Origin of the sequence: Pantoea sp. Seng (genome assembly GCF_009829935.1) — a bacterium.
GTDB lineage: Bacteria > Pseudomonadota > Gammaproteobacteria > Enterobacterales > Enterobacteriaceae > Pantoea > Pantoea communis.
Genome location: NZ_SZZV01000001.1, coordinates 37986 through 53575, shown reverse-complemented (window position 1 = coordinate 53575; position 15590 = coordinate 37986). Strand labels below are relative to the sequence as shown.

Genomic DNA, 15590 nt, shown 5'->3' with positions numbered 1-15590 from the left:
GTTACGGCTTTCAGCCACGTTTAGCTTTCTGAATATCGCGTAAACGTTGCTTTTCTTCGTGCGCCATAAAGCGCCAGGCGATGAAACCGACCAGGCCGACGACAAACAAAATCAACGAGGCTAACGCATTGATCTCTGGATTGACGCCGCGTCGCACGGTAGCAAAGATCGCCATTGGCAACGTGGTAGCGCCTGGCCCGGTGACGAAGCTGGCAATCACCAGATCATCGAGTGACAGCGTAAAGGCCAGCAGCCAGCCGGTGACAATTGCCGGAGCAATCATGGGTACGGTTATCACGAAGAATACTTTCAGCGGCGTCGCCCCGAGATCCATTGCCGCTTCTTCGATGGAACGATCCAGCTCGCGCAGACGGGAGTTGATCACCACCGCCACATAAGCGGTACAGAAGGTAACGTGCGCCAGCCAGATGGTGAGCATGCCGCGATCGCTCGGCCAGCCAAAGGTGTTGCCCATTGCTACAAACAGCAGCAGCAGTGACAACCCGGTGATCACATCCGGCATCACCAGCGGTGCAGTGAGCATAAATGCAAAACCGCTATGCCCACGGAAACGGCCGAAACGCACGATGATCACCGCCGCCATAGTGCCCAACACCACCGCCATGGTGGCCGAGAGCGCGGCGATAGTCAGGCTGAGGCCAACGGCATCCAGCATCGCATCGTCCTGGAACAGCACTTTGTACCAGTGGAATGAGAAGCTCTCCCACACGGTGACCAACTGCGAGCTGTTGAAGGAGTAAACCACCAGCAGCAGCATCGGCGCGTACAGGAACAGGAAGCATGCGGCCAAAATCGCCGTACGCCATGGAGAGCGAATGGTCGGTAACTGATTCATTCCTTCTCTCCTAACTCACGATTTTGATGCTTGTGGAACCAGATGATCGGCAGAATCAAAATCAACAGAATGATCACCGCCAGCGCTGAAGCCACCGGCCAGTCACGGTTATTAAAGAACTCCTGCCATAGAATACGGCCAATCATGATGCTGTCCGGCCCTCCCAGCAGTTCTGGGATCACGTACTCCCCTACCGCCGGGATAAACACCAGCATCGAACCGGCGATAATCCCGCCTTTGGTCAGCGGCACAATCACGCTAAAGAAGGTTTTAAGCGGACGCGCGCCCAGATCCAGTGAGGCCTCGACCAGCGAGTAGTCGATACGGGTTAGCGCGGTATAGATCGGCAACACCATAAACGGCAGATAGCAGTAAACAATGCCGATATACACCGCAGTATTGGTGTAAAGAATCACCAGCGGGTGATCGATAACCCCCAGCCACATCAGGAAGCGGTTAAGAATGCCGTTGTTGTTCAGCAAGCCCATCCACGCGTACACGCGCACCAGGAAAGAGGTCCAGGAGGGCAAGATCACCAGCAACAGCAGGATGGTGCGCATTGAAGGTTTGCTGTGCGCTACCGCCCACGCCAGTGGATATCCGATCAGCAGACAGATCACGGTAGAAATTGCCGCCACCTTGAGTGAAGTCAGATAGGCTTCGGCATACAGCGGATCATCCGTCAACGTGATGTAGTTACCGAGATTCAGCACCAGATTGAGCTGGTCATCGGCCCAGGTCACCAGATCGGTGTAAGGCGGAATGGCACGCGCAATATCGGCGAAACTGATCTTCAGCACGATCAGGAACGGCAGCAGAAACAGCAGGATCAGCCAAAGATAAGGCAAGGCAATCACCAGCTTGCGGCCATGCAGCATTTTAATGCGCGTGCCCCAGCGCTGCAGCGGTGTGCCCACCACTTCCGGCTCGCTGCGTTGAGAAATCTGGCTCATTACGCCTCCTTAAACCGTCAGAACCACACAGCTGTCGGCGTCCCAGCACAGGCGAACTTCATCACCCCATGTTGGCGCACCTTTGCGGTAGCGATGTGCATTCTGCAGCTGCGCGCTGATCATCTGACCGCTGCGCAGGCGAACGTGATAAATCGACAGGTCACCGAGATAGGCAATATGCACCACTTCGCCGACGGCAAAGTTGCAGCCATCCGCCGGCACCTCTTCGCACAGCATCACTTTTTCCGGACGTAAAGCGACATGCACGGGCACGTTATCGATGATAGAGACATCGGTCTGCACTTTAAGCGGATGTACCAGGCCCGGCGCATCAATGACCACGCCCTCTTCCGTGCGCTCACGCAGCAGGCCGTCAAACACGTTGACCGATCCAATAAACTCGGCACTATAGCGGCTGGTAGGATGCTCGTAGATCTCTTCCGGCTCACCAATCTGCACGAACTTACCGCGGTTCATGATGGCAATACGACCGGCCATGGTCATGGCTTCTTCCTGGTCGTGCGTCACCATCACGCAGGTCGCGCCGACGCGCTCCAGAATATCCACCACTTCATGCTGCATGCGGTCGCGCAGTTTCTTATCCAGCGCGCCCATCGGCTCATCCAGCAGCAGCAGTTTGGGGCGTTTCGCCAGGCTACGCGCCAGCGCCACGCGCTGACGCTGACCGCCGGAAAGCTGATGCGGTTTACGCTTAGCAAATTCCTGCATATGCACCAGCGTCAGCATTTCGGCCACGCGGCTGCTGATTTCGCCTTTCGGCAATTTATCCTGCTTCAATCCAAAGGCAATGTTCTGCTCCACCGTCATGTGCGGGAACAGCGCGTAGGACTGGAACATCATATTGATCGGGCGCTGATAAGGCGGAACGTGCGACAGGTCTTGCCCATCCAGCACAATCTGCCCGCTGGTCGGTGGCTCAAAGCCCGCCAGCATGCGCAGCAAGGTCGATTTACCACAGCCGGAAGCACCCAGCAGGGCAAAAATCTCACCTTTATAAATGGTCAGGCTGACATCATCTACGGCGTGCTGGCCGTCAAAAGATTTGGTCAGGTTGCGAATTTCCAGCAGCGGCGTTAACGCCTTAGCCGTTTTATTTGGGGGGCGGGGAATCGCGTCGTTCACTAACATTTCTCCGGCGCTAAGCGGTGTAGCGCGGCACAGCCAGCCGCTAAAATGGCACAACAGAGGCCATCACCGCACCTCTGTTGTCGTCTTCAGGTAACGAATCCGTTTAGAACGAATTACTTACCACTTTTTACTTTAGTCCATGCACGGGTGCGCGCACGATCCAGTTTCGGATCCTGGACTTTGAGCACAAACAGCTTGGCCATCGCATCCGGCGTTGGGAAGATGCCCGGATTGTTGCGCACATCCGCATTAATCAATGGCAGTGACGCCTTGTTGCCGTTGGCGTAGTTCATCTTGTTAGAGACATCCGCGATCACTTTTGGATCCATGATGTAGTTCAGCCACTGATAGGCTGCGTCGAGGTTTTTCGCGTCTTTCGGAATCGCCATCATGTCGAAGAAGGCCAGAGCGCCCTCTTTCGGCACGCTGTAACCCAGGTGCACGCCGTTGTTGGCTTTGGCTGCACGATCTTTCGCCTGCAGGATATCGCCAGACCAGCCGATCGCCACACAGATGTTGCCATTCGCCAGGTCGTTAATGTACTGAGACGAGTGGAAGTAGCGGATATTAGGACGCAGCTTCAGCAGCAGATCGGTCGCGGCGCCGGTGTAATCTTTAGCGTCAGAGCTGTTCGGATCTTTGCCAAGGTAGTTCAGCACGGTGGCGAAGATCTCTTCCGGCGCATCGAGGAAGGAGACACCACAGCTTTTCAGTTTTTCCAGGTTTTCAGGCTTCAGCACCAAATCCCAGCTGTTGACGGGCGCATCAGTACCCAGCGCGGCTTTTACCTTATCGAGGTTATAGCCGATACCGGTGGTACCCCACAGATACGGAATCGCATATTTGTTACCCGGATCGTGCTGCGCGACTTTCGCCATCAAATCAGGATCGAGGTTTTTATAGTTTGGCAGCTTGCTCTTATCCAGCTCCTGGAAAACGCCGGACTGTAGCTGGCGAGCAAGGAAGCTGGAAGATGGCACCACAACGTCGTAGCCGGTAGAACCCGCCATCAGCTTACCTTCCAACACTTCGTTGGAATCGAACACGTCGTAGACCACTTTGATACCGGTCTGCTTTTCAAAATTCGGCACGGTGTCGGCCGAAATATAATCGGACCAGTTATAGACGTGCAGCGTTTTATCCTCTGCCTGAGCACTAACGGCCGTCGCCATCAGTACACCTGCAACCACACCTGGCAACCATTTTTTACGTTGGTTGATCATGTTTTACTTCCTCCTGAGGGGGTCATCACAACGCTGCATACACGCGATCCGGACGTTGCGTTTTTTCTGTTTAATCACAGACACACAATGAATCAATATTCAGCGGGAGTTTAATAGCAAAAACCTATAGTTGTGCTGAGGTTGCATGTCTCAAGCAGCCCCGCAAGAATAGCCCCCCTGCTTCAGGCGTGCCAGATCCCAGCGTAAAAAACGCCTTTTTGCGATATTTTATGCATGTTTCTGCTATGGGGTTTGGCACTAGCGGCATAAAGCACGACTAATATCTGGCAATAAAGGGCAAAATGCAGAATAAAAAGTGGTAGGGCTAAAATGAAAACTGCCGCAAAAAGCGGCAGTTAGCGAGGCGGGGAACTCAGTGCAGCATCGCGTGGCTGCTGGAGCTGGGTTGGCGCTCCTCTTCTTCGCCCATCATCAGCAAATTATTGGCAAAGGCTTCCATGATCACCATGGAAACGCCCTCTTCACTTTGCTTCATAAAGTGCGAGAACTGACCAAACGTCAATCCGGCAGTGGTACTGATCGACTGGCAGACAATCAGCTTGGGCAGATTGTCATCCTGGATATCGATAAAGGCCTTCACCGTAAGCGAACTGGCATTGATATGCGATAAATCGCCGACCAAAGGAATCAATGCTGTGGGTTTCACTTCCGCGAGGGCCGAGAAGAGGATGACGTTGTCCACCAGGTCGATTTTTGCATCAAACACCCCGTCAAAATTCTGCATGTGCGGCAGGTGCAGTGCCTGGCAGGCATCGCATTCGAACCAGGTGATATTTTGTTGATCCAGCCAGCGACGCAGGATGTCGATGTCAGGAACGACCAGTGAATCCATCGTTATGTCCTGTGGGGTGAAGAAATAAGCGCCTTAGCTTACGGAAAAAGTCTAACTGATGCCACGAAAACCACGTAAAAGCGCGCCTAGCCCCCGGTTTTAAGACGATAGCCGGGGCAAGCATGCGCTTCTACCCAATGAATCATCATGGAAGCGATGTCGAGGCCGGTGGTGCCTTCGATGCCCTCAAGCCCTGGCGAGGCATTGACCTCCATCACCAGTGGACCGCGATTGGCGCGTAAAATATCCACCCCTGCGATTTCCAGCCCGAGCGTGGATGCGGCTTTCACGGCGATTTCGCGCTCTTTTTCGGTGATGGTCACCGCGTGCGCTTTACCGCCACGATGAAGATTTGAGCGGAAATCCCCCTCTTTCGCTTCACGCTCAATCGACGCTACCACTTCATTGCCGATCACCAGGCAGCGAATATCTCGCCCCTGTGCCTCTTTGATAAACTCTTGCACCAGAATGTGGGCGTTTAGGCCACGAAAGGCATCAATCACGCTCTCCGCCGCCTGGCGCGTTTCCGCCAGCACCACGCCAATCCCCTGCGTGCCCTCTACCAGTTTCACCACCAGCGGCGCACCACCGACCATGGCGATCACATCCTGGGTATCATCAGGCGAAGAGGCGAACCCGGTGATCGGCATATCAATGCCTTCGCGCGCCAGCAGCTGCAGCGATCGCAGTTTGTCACGCGCCCGGGTGATGGCCACCGATTCATTCAGCGGATAGCTGCCCAACATCTCGAACTGGCGCAGCACCGCCGTGCCGTAAAAGGTGGTCGCCGTGCCAATACGCGGGATAACGGCATCAAAGTGGCCCAGCGGTTCGCCACGATAATGCACCGCGGGCGAATCGGAGTTGATGTTCATGTAGCAGGAGAGCGGATCGATCATCTGCACCTGATGGCCACGCTCTTCCGCGGCGTCGCGCAGGCGCTTACACGAGTACAGCGTTCCATCACGCGTGAGAATGGCCATCTTCATTGCAGAATTCCTTGTGCTTAGCGCGTTGCCCAGCCCTGTTGATGCAGATAATCCAGCATAAACGGACGCGTTTCTTTGATGATCAGGCGTTGAATCAGTTCGCTCCAGGTTTCCGAACGCTGGTTGCTGTCACGCTGCTGGTAATAAGCCGTGATTTGGTTATCGTACTGGTCCAGCACGCTTTTATCGACAGATTGATAACGATTTTCATGCACCAGCATCGCCGCTGGCATACGCGGTTTCACGTCTGGGGCAGAGGCTGGATGGCCGATGCAGAAGCCAAACAGTGGCAGCACAAATTTCGGCAGTTCCAGCAAATCGGTGACTTGCGCGATACTGTTACGGATACCACCAATAAACACGCCACCCAGCCCCAGCGATTCCGCCGCGACCATGGCGTTTTGTGCCATTAATGCGGTATCGACACAACCCAACAGCAGTTGCTCGGCGCGTCCGAGATGCGCATCCGGGCAAATCTGCTGATGACGATTAAAGTCGGCACAAAACACCCAAAACTCAGCGGCGGCACTCACCCATGGCTGCCCGCCGGTGAGTTGCACCAGCTGATCACGCTTTTCCTGGTCGGTAATGCGAATAATCGAGGAGCATTGTAAAAAACTGGAGGTCGAGGCCGCTTGTGCTGCAGCAATGATCGCGCTGCGCTGAGCATCATCAATGCCCTGCTCGGTAAAGGCGCGAATGGAACGGTGGCTGCACAGTAAATCGATGGTCGGCGTCATAATCCTCTCCGGTTACTTCTTTTTGTGGTTGTGATTGAACAACTGCGGTGCCATCGCTTGCGCGGTACGCCACATCATCAGCCAGGCGGCAGGCAGCATCAGCGCAATGCCAAGGAAAAAAAGCAGCGTCGCCAGCGACTTCTGCGCCATAAAATCAGGTGCCGCAATCCAGTTATTAACCAGTAATAGCGCACCAATCACCGCGAGCACGCCAAGCACTTCCAGCAGCAAAACCGGTTTCGGCAACGTGGCCAGATTACGCATGGGCGATTTCCTCAGTTGCTCAATAGGTCAGTCGCATTTTAGACCCGAATAATTCGCTCTGCAGCAAGGCATGGCTATCACCAGCAGCTTAACTGAAGCCAAACGCGTCTGCGGAGTGAAGTATGATGGACATAGATTGCGGTCATTAGAGTAACAGGCATTTTCTTCTTTGCTTAAGCAGGATGGGCGGGCATGATGTTAGCCATTATTCACGCTGTAATGTGAAACTGGTCACAAAACAGCAGCGGAAGGAGAGAAGCAATGATTGCAGTGATTTTTGGCCGTTCAAGCTGCCCATACTGCGTACGTGCGAAAGAGTTAGCCACCAAGCTGACCAGCGAGCGCGATGATTTCAACTATCAGTACGTCGATATTCAGGCGACCGGCATCACCAAGGCCGACCTGGAAGCACGTGCCGGCAAACCGGTAACCACCGTGCCGCAGATTTTCCTTGATGACCAGCACATCGGTGGTTACACCGAATTTGCGGCATGGACCAAAGAAAATCTGGGTGTTGAAGCCTAAGCAAACGGGCCTGCGGGCCCGTTTTTGATCGTGCTATTCGGCACGCATCGCCAGCATAATCCTCATCAGGCGGATCAGTAACGCCCCGCATCCAGCCCAAAACAGCGCACTTAAACTCCATGCAACAATCAGCAGCCAACTGTGCATCTGCGTGACGGTGAGCCACATCCAGGCCATACCCAAAAGCGTGCCCACCACGGCGACCCACAGTGTACTGACCAGGGGACTATCCGGCTGCAACAGCGCCATTAACATGCCCGGCAATAAAAACAGCAATAATTCAGGCTGTCCGCGCATCGCTTGTTCCGCGGCAACGGCCCAAAAATGGTGTGCAAAAATAAACACCAGCGTATAAAGCATCATACCCAGAACCGATGCTGGCCAGCGATTATTGCGCTGCAACATAACCATCCTCAACTTTGTTGTTAACAATATTGAAACGTTTACTGCCCTGATGCGCACAAGTGGAAATAAAAAGAAACAGCCGCTGGCAGAAGGATTAAAAACTGCTGATAGCTGAGGAAGTTATTTATGATTAGAATGACGCCGTTTTAAATAATGGTCTGCACCTTCCTGGCGGCAAGGACATTCACAGCTGCCACAAGATAGCGAAAAAAGGCCCTTTCATCAACTTGTTACAGGTAAAGAAGAAGTTAAACCGTGAACATTAACGTCGCAGAATTGTTAAGCGGAAATGACGTTCTGTTATTATTTGTCGTCTTAGCCCTGGGGCTGTGCTTAGGCAAATTACGTCTCGGCTCGGTACAGCTAGGAAATTCCATTGGTGTCCTCGTTGTTTCATTGATTTTAGGTCAGCAGCACTTTGCGATAAATACCGACGCACTCAGTCTCGGCTTTATGTTGTTTATTTTTTGTGTCGGTGTTGAAGCCGGACCTAACTTTTTCTCGATCTTTTTCCGCGACGGTAAAAACTACTTCCTTCTTGCCATTGTTATGGTGGTCAGCGCCCTGCTCGTTGCGTTGGGACTCGGCAAAGTGTTCGGCTGGGATATTGGTCTCACGGCAGGCATGCTGGCCGGTTCCATGACCTCCACGCCGGTGCTGGTGGGCGCGGGTGACACGCTGCGACAAAGCATCAGTGACGACCATCAGCTCAGCATGATGCAGGATAACCTCAGCCTCGGTTACGCCCTCACCTATTTGATTGGTCTGGTCAGCCTGATCTTTGGCGCGCGCTATCTGCCTCGTCTGCAACATCAGGACTTACCCACCTGCGCGCAGCAGATTGCACGGGAACGTGGTCTGGATGCTGACAGCCAGCGCAAAGTATTCCTGCCTGTGATCCGCGCCTATCGCGTTGGCCCGGAACTGGTGGAATGGAGCGGCGGTAAAAATCTGCGCGAGCTGGGCATTCATCGCCAGACCGGCTGCTACATTGAACGCCTGCGCCGTAACGGTATTCTCGCCAGCCCGGATGGGGATGCGATGCTACAACTCGGCGATGAGATCTCGCTGGTGGGCTATCCCGACGCACACGCACGCCTCGATGCCAGCTTCCGTAACGGCAAAGAGGTGTTCGACCGCGATTTGCTCGACATGCGCATCGTCACCGAAGAGATTGTAGTGAAGAACCACAATGCGGTGAATAAACGCCTGAGCCATCTGAAACTCACCGATCATGGTTGTTTCCTTAACCGAGTGATTCGTAGTCAGATTGAGATGCCGATTGATGACAGCATCATGCTGAACAAAGGCGATGTATTGCAGGTGAGCGGTGAAGCGCGCCGTGTGAAAAGCCTGGCGGATCGCATCGGCTTTATTGCGATTCACAGTCAGATGACCGATCTGCTGGCCTTCTGCGCCTTCTTTATCATCGGGTTGATGATCGGCATGATCACCTTCCAGTTCAGCAACTTCAGCTTTGGCATCGGTAACGCCGCCGGTTTGCTGTTCGCGGGTATCATGCTCGGCTTCCTGCGCGCCAACCATCCGACCTTTGGCTACATTCCGCAAGGGGCGCTGACCATGGTGAAAGAGTTCGGTTTGATGGTGTTTATGGCAGGTGTCGGCCTGAGCGCCGGTAGTGGCCTGCAACATGGCCTTGGCAGCGCGGGCGCCTTGATGTTGCTCAGCGGTCTGCTGGTGAGTCTGATCCCGGTGGTGATTTGCTATCTGTTTGGTGCCTACGTGCTGCGTATGAACCGCGCGCTGCTGTTTGGTGCCATCATGGGCGCTCGCACCTGTGCCCCGGCCATGGAGATTATCAGCGATACCGCACGCAGTAGCATTCCGGCACTCGGCTATGCAGGAACTTATGCGATTGCTAACGTTTTGCTGACGCTCGCCGGCACGCTTATTGTGATAATTTGGCCGCTTTTGCCTTTTTAAAAATATTTTTACTGCGTTCAGAACTTTCTATTTGGGGCGCAGTCTGAATAAGTGCCACTGCTTTTCTTTGAAATCCCCAAATTGTGGAGCCCGCCGGTCACTGACTTGCGGGTTTTTTTATGCCTGCAATTCCTGTTGCTTAAGGTTCTCCTAAGCGTAAATTGCGACCCTGCCACTCTGGTTTCGCTATTTTCCAATATTCATGCAACTTTCATCAAAGTTAAACACTCCAACAACCCACGATAAGATTAAGAGCCCGACTATTTATTGTTTGTCTGGTCGCTTTTACGCTATCAACTTTATTTTACTGGCAATTTCAGCACTGGTGTTTATTTGGTGGTCGCGCCACGAAAGCCTGGATATCGCGATCAGCCAGCAGTGGTTTGACCCACAGACGCAGACGTTTCCATGGCAACACAACCGCTGGCTGGATCTGATCAATCATCGCTTGTTCAAGGATGTGATCATCGCTGGAGCGGTATTGATGTTGTTACGAGGTGTGCAGAAGCGTGATGGCCGCCGCGTGTTGGTGGCCCTGCTATTTGGTATGGGGCCGCTAGTGGTGGGCATCCTGAAGGCGCACAGCGCGCACTCCTGTCCGTGGGATTTGGCGATGTTTGGCGGTAAGGCAGCCAGTTTTGTGCTGCTGGATCCCACTCCGGTCAATAGCGGTCCGGGGCAATGTTTCCCTGGCGGTCACGCTTCCAGCGGCTTTGCCCTGATGGCGCTGTTCTTCCTGTGGTGGCCCGAGCGTCCGCGCCGCGCCGTGCTGGCGCTGTTGTTCGGTATCGCGGTGGGCTTACTGATGGGATACGGACAGGTGATGCGCGGTGCCCACTTTTTCTCTCACAACTTGTGGGCTGGCTGGTGGGTGTGGCTGAGCCAGGTGCTGATTTTTGCTGGTGTTTCTTTTTGGGTAGACAAGATGAGGAAAAGCAAACGTGATGGAAGCGCTCAACCATAGCCTGTTTCTATGGATCAACGCCACGACGGATTCACCGCCATGGTTGATTAATCTGGCGACCTTTATCGCCAAAGATGTGATTGCCATTGTCCCGCTGCTGATTGTGGCCTTATGGTTTTGGGGGCCGCGCGATCAGGTGCAATCTCAACGCGCGCTGGTACTGAAAACCGGCATGGCGCTGATTTATGCATTAAGCATTTCATGGTGTGTCGGCCAACTGCTGCCACATCCGCGCCCGTTTGCCATTGGCTTCGGACATCAATTCCTGGCACACGCCGCCGATGACTCTTACCCCAGCGATCATGGCACCACTATTTTCACCTTTGCGCTGGCGTTTATCTTCTGGCACCGACTGTGGTCAGGGGTGATTTTACTGGCGGTCGGCAGCACCATTGCCTGGTCGCGCGTCTATCTGGGCGTGCATTGGCCAATGGATATGCTGGGCGGATTTTTGGTGGGCTTGCTGGCGTGTCTGGCTTCGCATATGGCGTGGCAGCTGTATGGCGACCGCATGCTGGCTTTCACCCATCAGGTGTATCGCACGCTGTTCGCTACGCCGATTAAGAAAGGCTGGGTGCGCGGATAATGCTAAGGGCGGCCCGATCGGGTCGCCCTTATGCTGATTAGCTAAACCACTTCCCAAACCAGCCGTTAAATTTCATCATAATGAAATCCCAGATACGGCCAATAAATCCGCCCTCCGGCACCGCTTCCATCACCACCAGCGGACGCTGATCCACGGTTTTGCCATCCAGCTGGAAATCAATAGTCCCCACCACCTGATTCTTCTCCAGTGGCGCTTCCAGCTGCGGTGAGTTCAGGGTGAAACTCGCCTTGAGGTTTTTCATCTGCCCTTTCGGCACGGTGATCGCTGCGTCTTTCGCGACACCGAGATTGACCTGACTCTGCTCACCGAACCACACGCGCTGCTGGGCAAAAGGCTTATCGCTTTTAATCGGTGTCACTGTCTCGTAGAAACGGAAACCCCACGTGAGGAGCTTCTCACTTTCACGGAAGCGGATCGCATCGGTTTGCGTACCCAGTACCACTGAGATCAAACGCATGTCTCCGTCCACGGCGGACGCGACCAGGTTATTACCCGCGCCCGAAGTGTGTCCGGTTTTAATCCCATCCACCTTCAGGTTACTGCTCCACAACAGGCGGTTACGGTTCATCTGCTTGATGTGATTAAAGGTGAACTCTTTCTCACTGTTTAACGCATACTCTTCAGGTACATCGCTGATCAAACGCTGGCCGATAATCGCCATATCGCGCGCGGTACTGTATTGCCCATCGGCATCCAGCCCGTGCACGGTCATAAAGTGGGTATTCTGTAATCCAAACGCCTTAACGTAGTTGTTCATCAGACCGATAAACGAGTCCTGGCTACCGGCGACATAATCGGCCAGCGCGATGCAGGCATCATTGCCTGACTGAATCACCACGCCCTTGTTGAGTTCAGAGACCGGAATACGGTCACCCGGTTTCAGGAACATCAGTGAAGAACCGCGCAGCTTCGGGTTGCCGGTTGCCCATGCATCCTGGCCGATAGTGACCAGGTCATCGTTGTGGATCTTGCCGGCTTTTAGCGCCTGGCCGACCACGTAGCTGGTCATCATTTTGGTCAGGCTGGCGGGGTCCAACCGCTGGTCGGCATTGGACTCAGCCAATATCTTGCCGCTGTTGTAGTCCATTAAAATCCAGGCTTTGGCCTCAATTTGCGGTGCAGCAGGCGCCTGTTCAGCCTGAGTGGTGATGGGAAGGAAAAGCACTAATAATGAAGTGGCAGCCAGCGGCCGCAAGGCAGAAATGACGGAGTTTTTTCTCATGAGCGTGACCAGATTGTCCTTGTTAAATCATGGTTTTCTAGCAGGTAAGACATGTCTTAATAAAAGCTACACGCTTACCACCTGCGAACAAAACCGTCCAACCGTAAAGTTTTATAGAGTTTATTAGAGTAACCCTGGCATCAACCCCGACCCGCTGCCACTTTTACTGTTACGCCGTAGTGGAAAAAGTGAGAGAAATTCCGATTTTTCGCAGAACGGTTAAGCCAGTCACAAAATTCCGCTAACCTGATGCCAATCAGCCCGAGGAGAACCACGATGGACTTAGCCGTTTTCGATCTGGACGAAACCCTGATTTGTGAAGACAGTACCAGCCTGTGGCTGCGCTGGCTGGTCTCACAGGGATTTGCCCCCGAAGCACTCATCTCACAGGAACAAGCCTTAATGGAGAAATACCATGCCGGCACCCTGTCGATTGAAGAGTATATGAACACAACGCTTTCCCCGCTCGCCGGTATGGCGACCCTGACGGTTGAGGGTTGGGTACGGCGTTTCATCCATCGCGATATTCTGCCACGCGTCTTCCCCGCCGCACGGGAACGCATAAACTGGCATCAGCAACGCGGCGACACCGTGATGATCATTACCGCCAGTGGCGATCATCTGGCGGTGCCGATTGCGCAACGTCTGGGTGTACACGGCGCGTTGGCGATTGGCGTAGAAGTGGTTGACGAGCGCTACAGCGGCCAGATTTATGGCACCGCCACCTATCGCGAGGGGAAAGTCACTCGTCTGAGTGACTGGAAGGCTTTGCAACAGGATAAGCGCTTTGAAAAAACCTGGGCTTACAGCGACTCCATGAACGATTTACCCTTGCTCAACCATGCTGATCACGCCTGGGTCATTAACCCGGATGCGCTGCTGCAGCAGGAAGCGCAGCAGCGGGGTTGGGAAGTATGCAGCTGGGTGCGTTAAGTTAACCACGCGAGGCGCTGGCGGGTTCCGCCAGCCCGACTTTTAGCAGCTTACCGTTGGCTTCGTCGGTGAGCACATAGAGATAACCATCCGGCCCCTGACGCACATCGCGAATACGTTCACCGCGATCCACCAGCAGTCGCTGCTCTTCGACCACTTTCTCACCGTTCACCCGCAGGCGAATCAGGCTTTTTTCCTTTAATGCGCCGATAAACAGCGAGTTTTTCCACTGCGGGAAACGTGCACTGTTGTAAAACGCCATCCCGCTGATGGCTGGTGACACTTTCCACCAGAACTGCGGTTGTTCCGTGCCCGCCACGTGCGTGCCCTGCGCTTCCGGCACTTTCTGCCCGCTGTAATCAATGCCGTAGGTGGCCAATGGCCAGCCGTAATTTTTGCCTTTCTGCGGGATATTCACTTCATCGCCGCCGCGTGGGCCGTGTTCACTCTCCCACATTTGCTGTGTCCACGGATTGAAAGCTAATCCCTGTGGATTACGCATGCCGTAAGACCAGATTTCTGCCCGCGCGTCTTTGCGCTGGATAAAAGGATTGTCTGCCGGGATTTCACCGTTCTGGGTCAGGCGCACGATTTTTCCTGAAAGCTTGTCGAGCTGTTGGGCGCTGAGGCTGGAAAAGTTGTCGCCAAAGGCAATGTAGAGATAGCCCTGACCATCAAATGCCAGCCGGGTCCCCATATTGGCACCGCTGGAGAGTTTCGGTGTCTGCTCCAGCACCACCTTGAAGTCGCTCAATTGACGGTTATCGTCGCTGAGCCGACCATAGCCGACCACACCGCCCGCCCGCCCCTCGTCATCTGCCGTGGTGTAACTGAGCCACACGCGGCGGCTTTGGGCGAAATCCGGTGCCAGCACCACATCCAGCAAGCCGCCCTGACGATTTGCCCACACTTTGGGTACGCCGCTAATGGGTTGCGACAAGCCTTTTCCCGGCTGCCAACTGCGGAGTTGCCCGGAGCGTTCGGTTATTAACAACGTTTGATTGTCAGGCAGAAAAGCCACTGACCACGGATGATCAAGTTTGTCCTGTAGTACCTGAACCTGAACATCAGCAGCCAGGGTCGAATGGGCATAGCTCAATGCGCCAAGCAACAGCGCGACAGGCAGTAAACGCATGGGATTCTCCTTTATCACGGTCTGCCGTTAAGGGTAGTCAGCCCGTAAGAAAGGATGTGCAGGATTTACAAAACATTAAGCCCGACATCATGCCGGGCAACGAGATTAAGGCGCGGAGAAGGCCACGACATCACGAATCATTTCGTCTATGCCCGGACGAAGATCGTTGAGCGTAATTGGCGTACTGTTGTTCGGCAGGGATTTACCAAAGGCTTTGCGCACGACTTTGATCATTGGCTTACCGGTCTGCGCATCGACCGCTTCCACCTCGAGGAACAGCGCACTGTTTTGCGTACGGTGGCCAGTGGCCGCCATGGTGCTCGCTACAACTGCCGCAATCGGCACCACTTCGTAGAACTGCATCCCTTCGTTTTCTGCCGTCACGGCGGTGATGGCGCTTTTCACCCTGAGCGTATGTGCACCAGGCTTGCCCACCACCGGTTTACGTTCTGCGACCGCGCGTTTTAACTGACTATCGGTGTACTGACGGATTTGATCCAATGTCTGCTGGCTGATGCGTTCAGTCGGTCGCGCGGCGGGATAATAAACCACGGGTTCGAACACCACGTTGGTGTAATCCGCGCTGTGATAATCCGGCGAGATCCAGCGCAATGTCGGTTTACCGCTGGGTGACTGTTCAGATTTTAACTGGCTGTAATCGCCGAGAAAGCCGGAAAACTGCTGTTTATCCGCAACATGAGAGGTACAACCTACCGCCAGCATAGCCAGCGTTAAAGCAGGAATATAAAGACGAAATCGCATGAGAAAGCCCTTATAAGAGGTAAATCGCTTCTCAAGTGTAGAGCGCACGCTGCGCTTTGGCGGGAA

The 15590-nt window shown here is 54.1% G+C and carries 17 protein-coding genes; 5 read left to right on the top strand and 12 right to left on the bottom strand.

The genetic code is table 11. The features are described from left to right. Positions 1–10: 10 nt before the first annotated feature. From potI to FD737_RS00210, 8 genes are all read right to left on the bottom strand, one after another. Entirely contained in the window at positions 11–856 is an 846-nt protein-coding gene (potI, locus tag FD737_RS00245) for a putrescine ABC transporter permease PotI (RefSeq protein WP_097119348.1), read from the bottom strand. Further along, positions 853–1809: a putrescine ABC transporter permease PotH gene (gene potH / locus FD737_RS00240; protein WP_034820712.1), complete on the bottom strand. Its 957-nt coding sequence runs from the start codon at positions 1807–1809 to the stop codon at positions 853–855. Before potH ends, potI begins: the two co-directional genes overlap by 4 nt. A gap of 9 nt (positions 1810–1818) precedes the next feature. Next, a complete protein-coding gene (potG, locus tag FD737_RS00235; protein ID WP_156102820.1) occupies positions 1819–2952 on the bottom strand; it encodes a putrescine ABC transporter ATP-binding subunit PotG in 1134 nt (377 codons plus the stop codon). Between the two features lie 119 nt (positions 2953–3071). Further along, the gene (gene potF / locus FD737_RS00230) at positions 3072–4181 is read right to left on the bottom strand and encodes a spermidine/putrescine ABC transporter substrate-binding protein PotF (RefSeq protein WP_097119349.1); all 1110 of its coding nucleotides are present in this window, start codon (positions 4179–4181) and stop codon (positions 3072–3074) included. A gap of 373 nt (positions 4182–4554) precedes the next feature. After that, entirely contained in the window at positions 4555–5034 is a 480-nt protein-coding gene (locus tag FD737_RS00225; RefSeq protein ID WP_160832415.1) for a YbjN domain-containing protein, read from the bottom strand. 86 nt (positions 5035–5120) lie between these two features. Beyond that, a complete protein-coding gene (rimK, locus tag FD737_RS00220) occupies positions 5121–6023 on the bottom strand; it encodes a 30S ribosomal protein S6--L-glutamate ligase (RefSeq protein WP_038647884.1) in 903 nt (300 codons plus the stop codon). A gap of 17 nt (positions 6024–6040) precedes the next feature. Further along, positions 6041–6763 (bottom strand): oxygen-insensitive NADPH nitroreductase, encoded by a 723-nt coding sequence (gene nfsA / locus FD737_RS00215; protein WP_097119350.1) that lies wholly within the window; start codon positions 6761–6763, stop codon positions 6041–6043. A 12-nt stretch (positions 6764–6775) separates the two neighbouring features. Further along, a complete protein-coding gene (locus FD737_RS00210; protein WP_097119351.1) occupies positions 6776–7027 on the bottom strand; it encodes a DUF1418 family protein in 252 nt (83 codons plus the stop codon). A 261-nt stretch (positions 7028–7288) separates the two neighbouring features. Here FD737_RS00210 and FD737_RS00205 point away from each other — a divergent pair, with 261 nt between their 5' ends. Further along, entirely contained in the window at positions 7289–7552 is a 264-nt protein-coding gene (locus FD737_RS00205) for a GrxA family glutaredoxin (protein WP_034820748.1), read from the top strand. Positions 7553–7585: 33 nt separating this feature from the next. On the opposite strand, the gene ybjM is transcribed toward FD737_RS00205, so the two are convergent. After that, a complete protein-coding gene (ybjM, locus tag FD737_RS00200; protein WP_034820751.1) occupies positions 7586–7957 on the bottom strand; it encodes an inner membrane protein YbjM in 372 nt (123 codons plus the stop codon). 255 nt (positions 7958–8212) lie between these two features. On the opposite strand from ybjM, the gene FD737_RS00195 reads away from it, so the two are divergent. The 3 genes from FD737_RS00195 to ybjG all read left to right on the top strand — a co-directional run bounded on the left by FD737_RS00195 (position 8213) and on the right by ybjG (position 11451). Beyond that, on the top strand, positions 8213–9901 hold the full coding sequence (locus FD737_RS00195) for an aspartate:alanine antiporter (RefSeq protein WP_160832414.1): 1689 nt from the start codon (positions 8213–8215) through the stop codon (positions 9899–9901). A 202-nt stretch (positions 9902–10103) separates the two neighbouring features. After that, positions 10104–10865, top strand: a complete 762-nt coding sequence (locus tag FD737_RS00190; RefSeq protein ID WP_160832413.1) for a phosphatase PAP2 family protein — start codon at positions 10104–10106, stop codon at positions 10863–10865. Then, positions 10846–11451 (top strand): undecaprenyl-diphosphate phosphatase, encoded by a 606-nt coding sequence (ybjG, locus tag FD737_RS00185; protein WP_097119354.1) that lies wholly within the window; start codon positions 10846–10848, stop codon positions 11449–11451. Before FD737_RS00190 ends, ybjG begins: the two co-directional genes overlap by 20 nt. A gap of 37 nt (positions 11452–11488) precedes the next feature. Here the strand turns inward: ybjG and FD737_RS00180 are convergent, their stop codons facing one another. After that, on the bottom strand, positions 11489–12694 hold the full coding sequence (locus FD737_RS00180; protein ID WP_160832412.1) for a serine hydrolase: 1206 nt from the start codon (positions 12692–12694) through the stop codon (positions 11489–11491). A gap of 276 nt (positions 12695–12970) precedes the next feature. On the opposite strand from FD737_RS00180, the gene FD737_RS00175 reads away from it, so the two are divergent. After that, positions 12971–13627, top strand: coding sequence for an HAD family phosphatase (locus FD737_RS00175; protein WP_034820768.1), 657 nt, complete (start codon positions 12971–12973; stop codon positions 13625–13627). 1 nt (position 13628) lies between these two features. Here FD737_RS00175 and FD737_RS00170 read toward each other — a convergent pair whose 3' ends face one another. Both FD737_RS00170 and FD737_RS00165 read right to left on the bottom strand, forming a co-directional pair. Then, positions 13629–14762, bottom strand: coding sequence for a PQQ-dependent sugar dehydrogenase (locus FD737_RS00170; RefSeq protein ID WP_160832411.1), 1134 nt, complete (start codon positions 14760–14762; stop codon positions 13629–13631). Between the two features lie 105 nt (positions 14763–14867). After that, positions 14868–15524, bottom strand: coding sequence for a DUF3313 domain-containing protein (locus FD737_RS00165; RefSeq protein ID WP_160832410.1), 657 nt, complete (start codon positions 15522–15524; stop codon positions 14868–14870). Positions 15525–15590: the final 66 nt, after the last annotated feature.

Coding starts and splice junctions, on each gene's coding strand:
- potI (WP_097119348.1), bottom strand. CDS start 856: ATGAATCAGTTACCGACCATTCGCTCTCCATGGCGTACGGCGATTTTG.
- potH (WP_034820712.1), bottom strand. CDS start 1,809: ATGAGCCAGATTTCTCAACGCAGCGAGCCGGAAGTGGTGGGCACACCG.
- potF (WP_097119349.1), bottom strand. CDS start 4,181: ATGATCAACCAACGTAAAAAATGGTTGCCAGGTGTGGTTGCAGGTGTA.
- FD737_RS00225 (WP_160832415.1), bottom strand. CDS start 5,034: ATGGATTCACTGGTCGTTCCTGACATCGACATCCTGCGTCGCTGGCTG.
- rimK (WP_038647884.1), bottom strand. CDS start 6,023: ATGAAGATGGCCATTCTCACGCGTGATGGAACGCTGTACTCGTGTAAG.
- nfsA (WP_097119350.1), bottom strand. CDS start 6,763: ATGACGCCGACCATCGATTTACTGTGCAGCCACCGTTCCATTCGCGCC.
- FD737_RS00210 (WP_097119351.1), bottom strand. CDS start 7,027: ATGCGTAATCTGGCCACGTTGCCGAAACCGGTTTTGCTGCTGGAAGTG.
- FD737_RS00205 (WP_034820748.1), top strand. CDS start 7,289: ATGATTGCAGTGATTTTTGGCCGTTCAAGCTGCCCATACTGCGTACGT.
- ybjM (WP_034820751.1), bottom strand. CDS start 7,957: ATGTTGCAGCGCAATAATCGCTGGCCAGCATCGGTTCTGGGTATGATG.
- FD737_RS00190 (WP_160832413.1), top strand. CDS start 10,104: ATGCAACTTTCATCAAAGTTAAACACTCCAACAACCCACGATAAGATT.
- ybjG (WP_097119354.1), top strand. CDS start 10,846: ATGGAAGCGCTCAACCATAGCCTGTTTCTATGGATCAACGCCACGACG.
- FD737_RS00180 (WP_160832412.1), bottom strand. CDS start 12,694: ATGAGAAAAAACTCCGTCATTTCTGCCTTGCGGCCGCTGGCTGCCACT.
- FD737_RS00175 (WP_034820768.1), top strand. CDS start 12,971: ATGGACTTAGCCGTTTTCGATCTGGACGAAACCCTGATTTGTGAAGAC.
- FD737_RS00170 (WP_160832411.1), bottom strand. CDS start 14,762: ATGCGTTTACTGCCTGTCGCGCTGTTGCTTGGCGCATTGAGCTATGCC.
- FD737_RS00165 (WP_160832410.1), bottom strand. CDS start 15,524: ATGCGATTTCGTCTTTATATTCCTGCTTTAACGCTGGCTATGCTGGCG.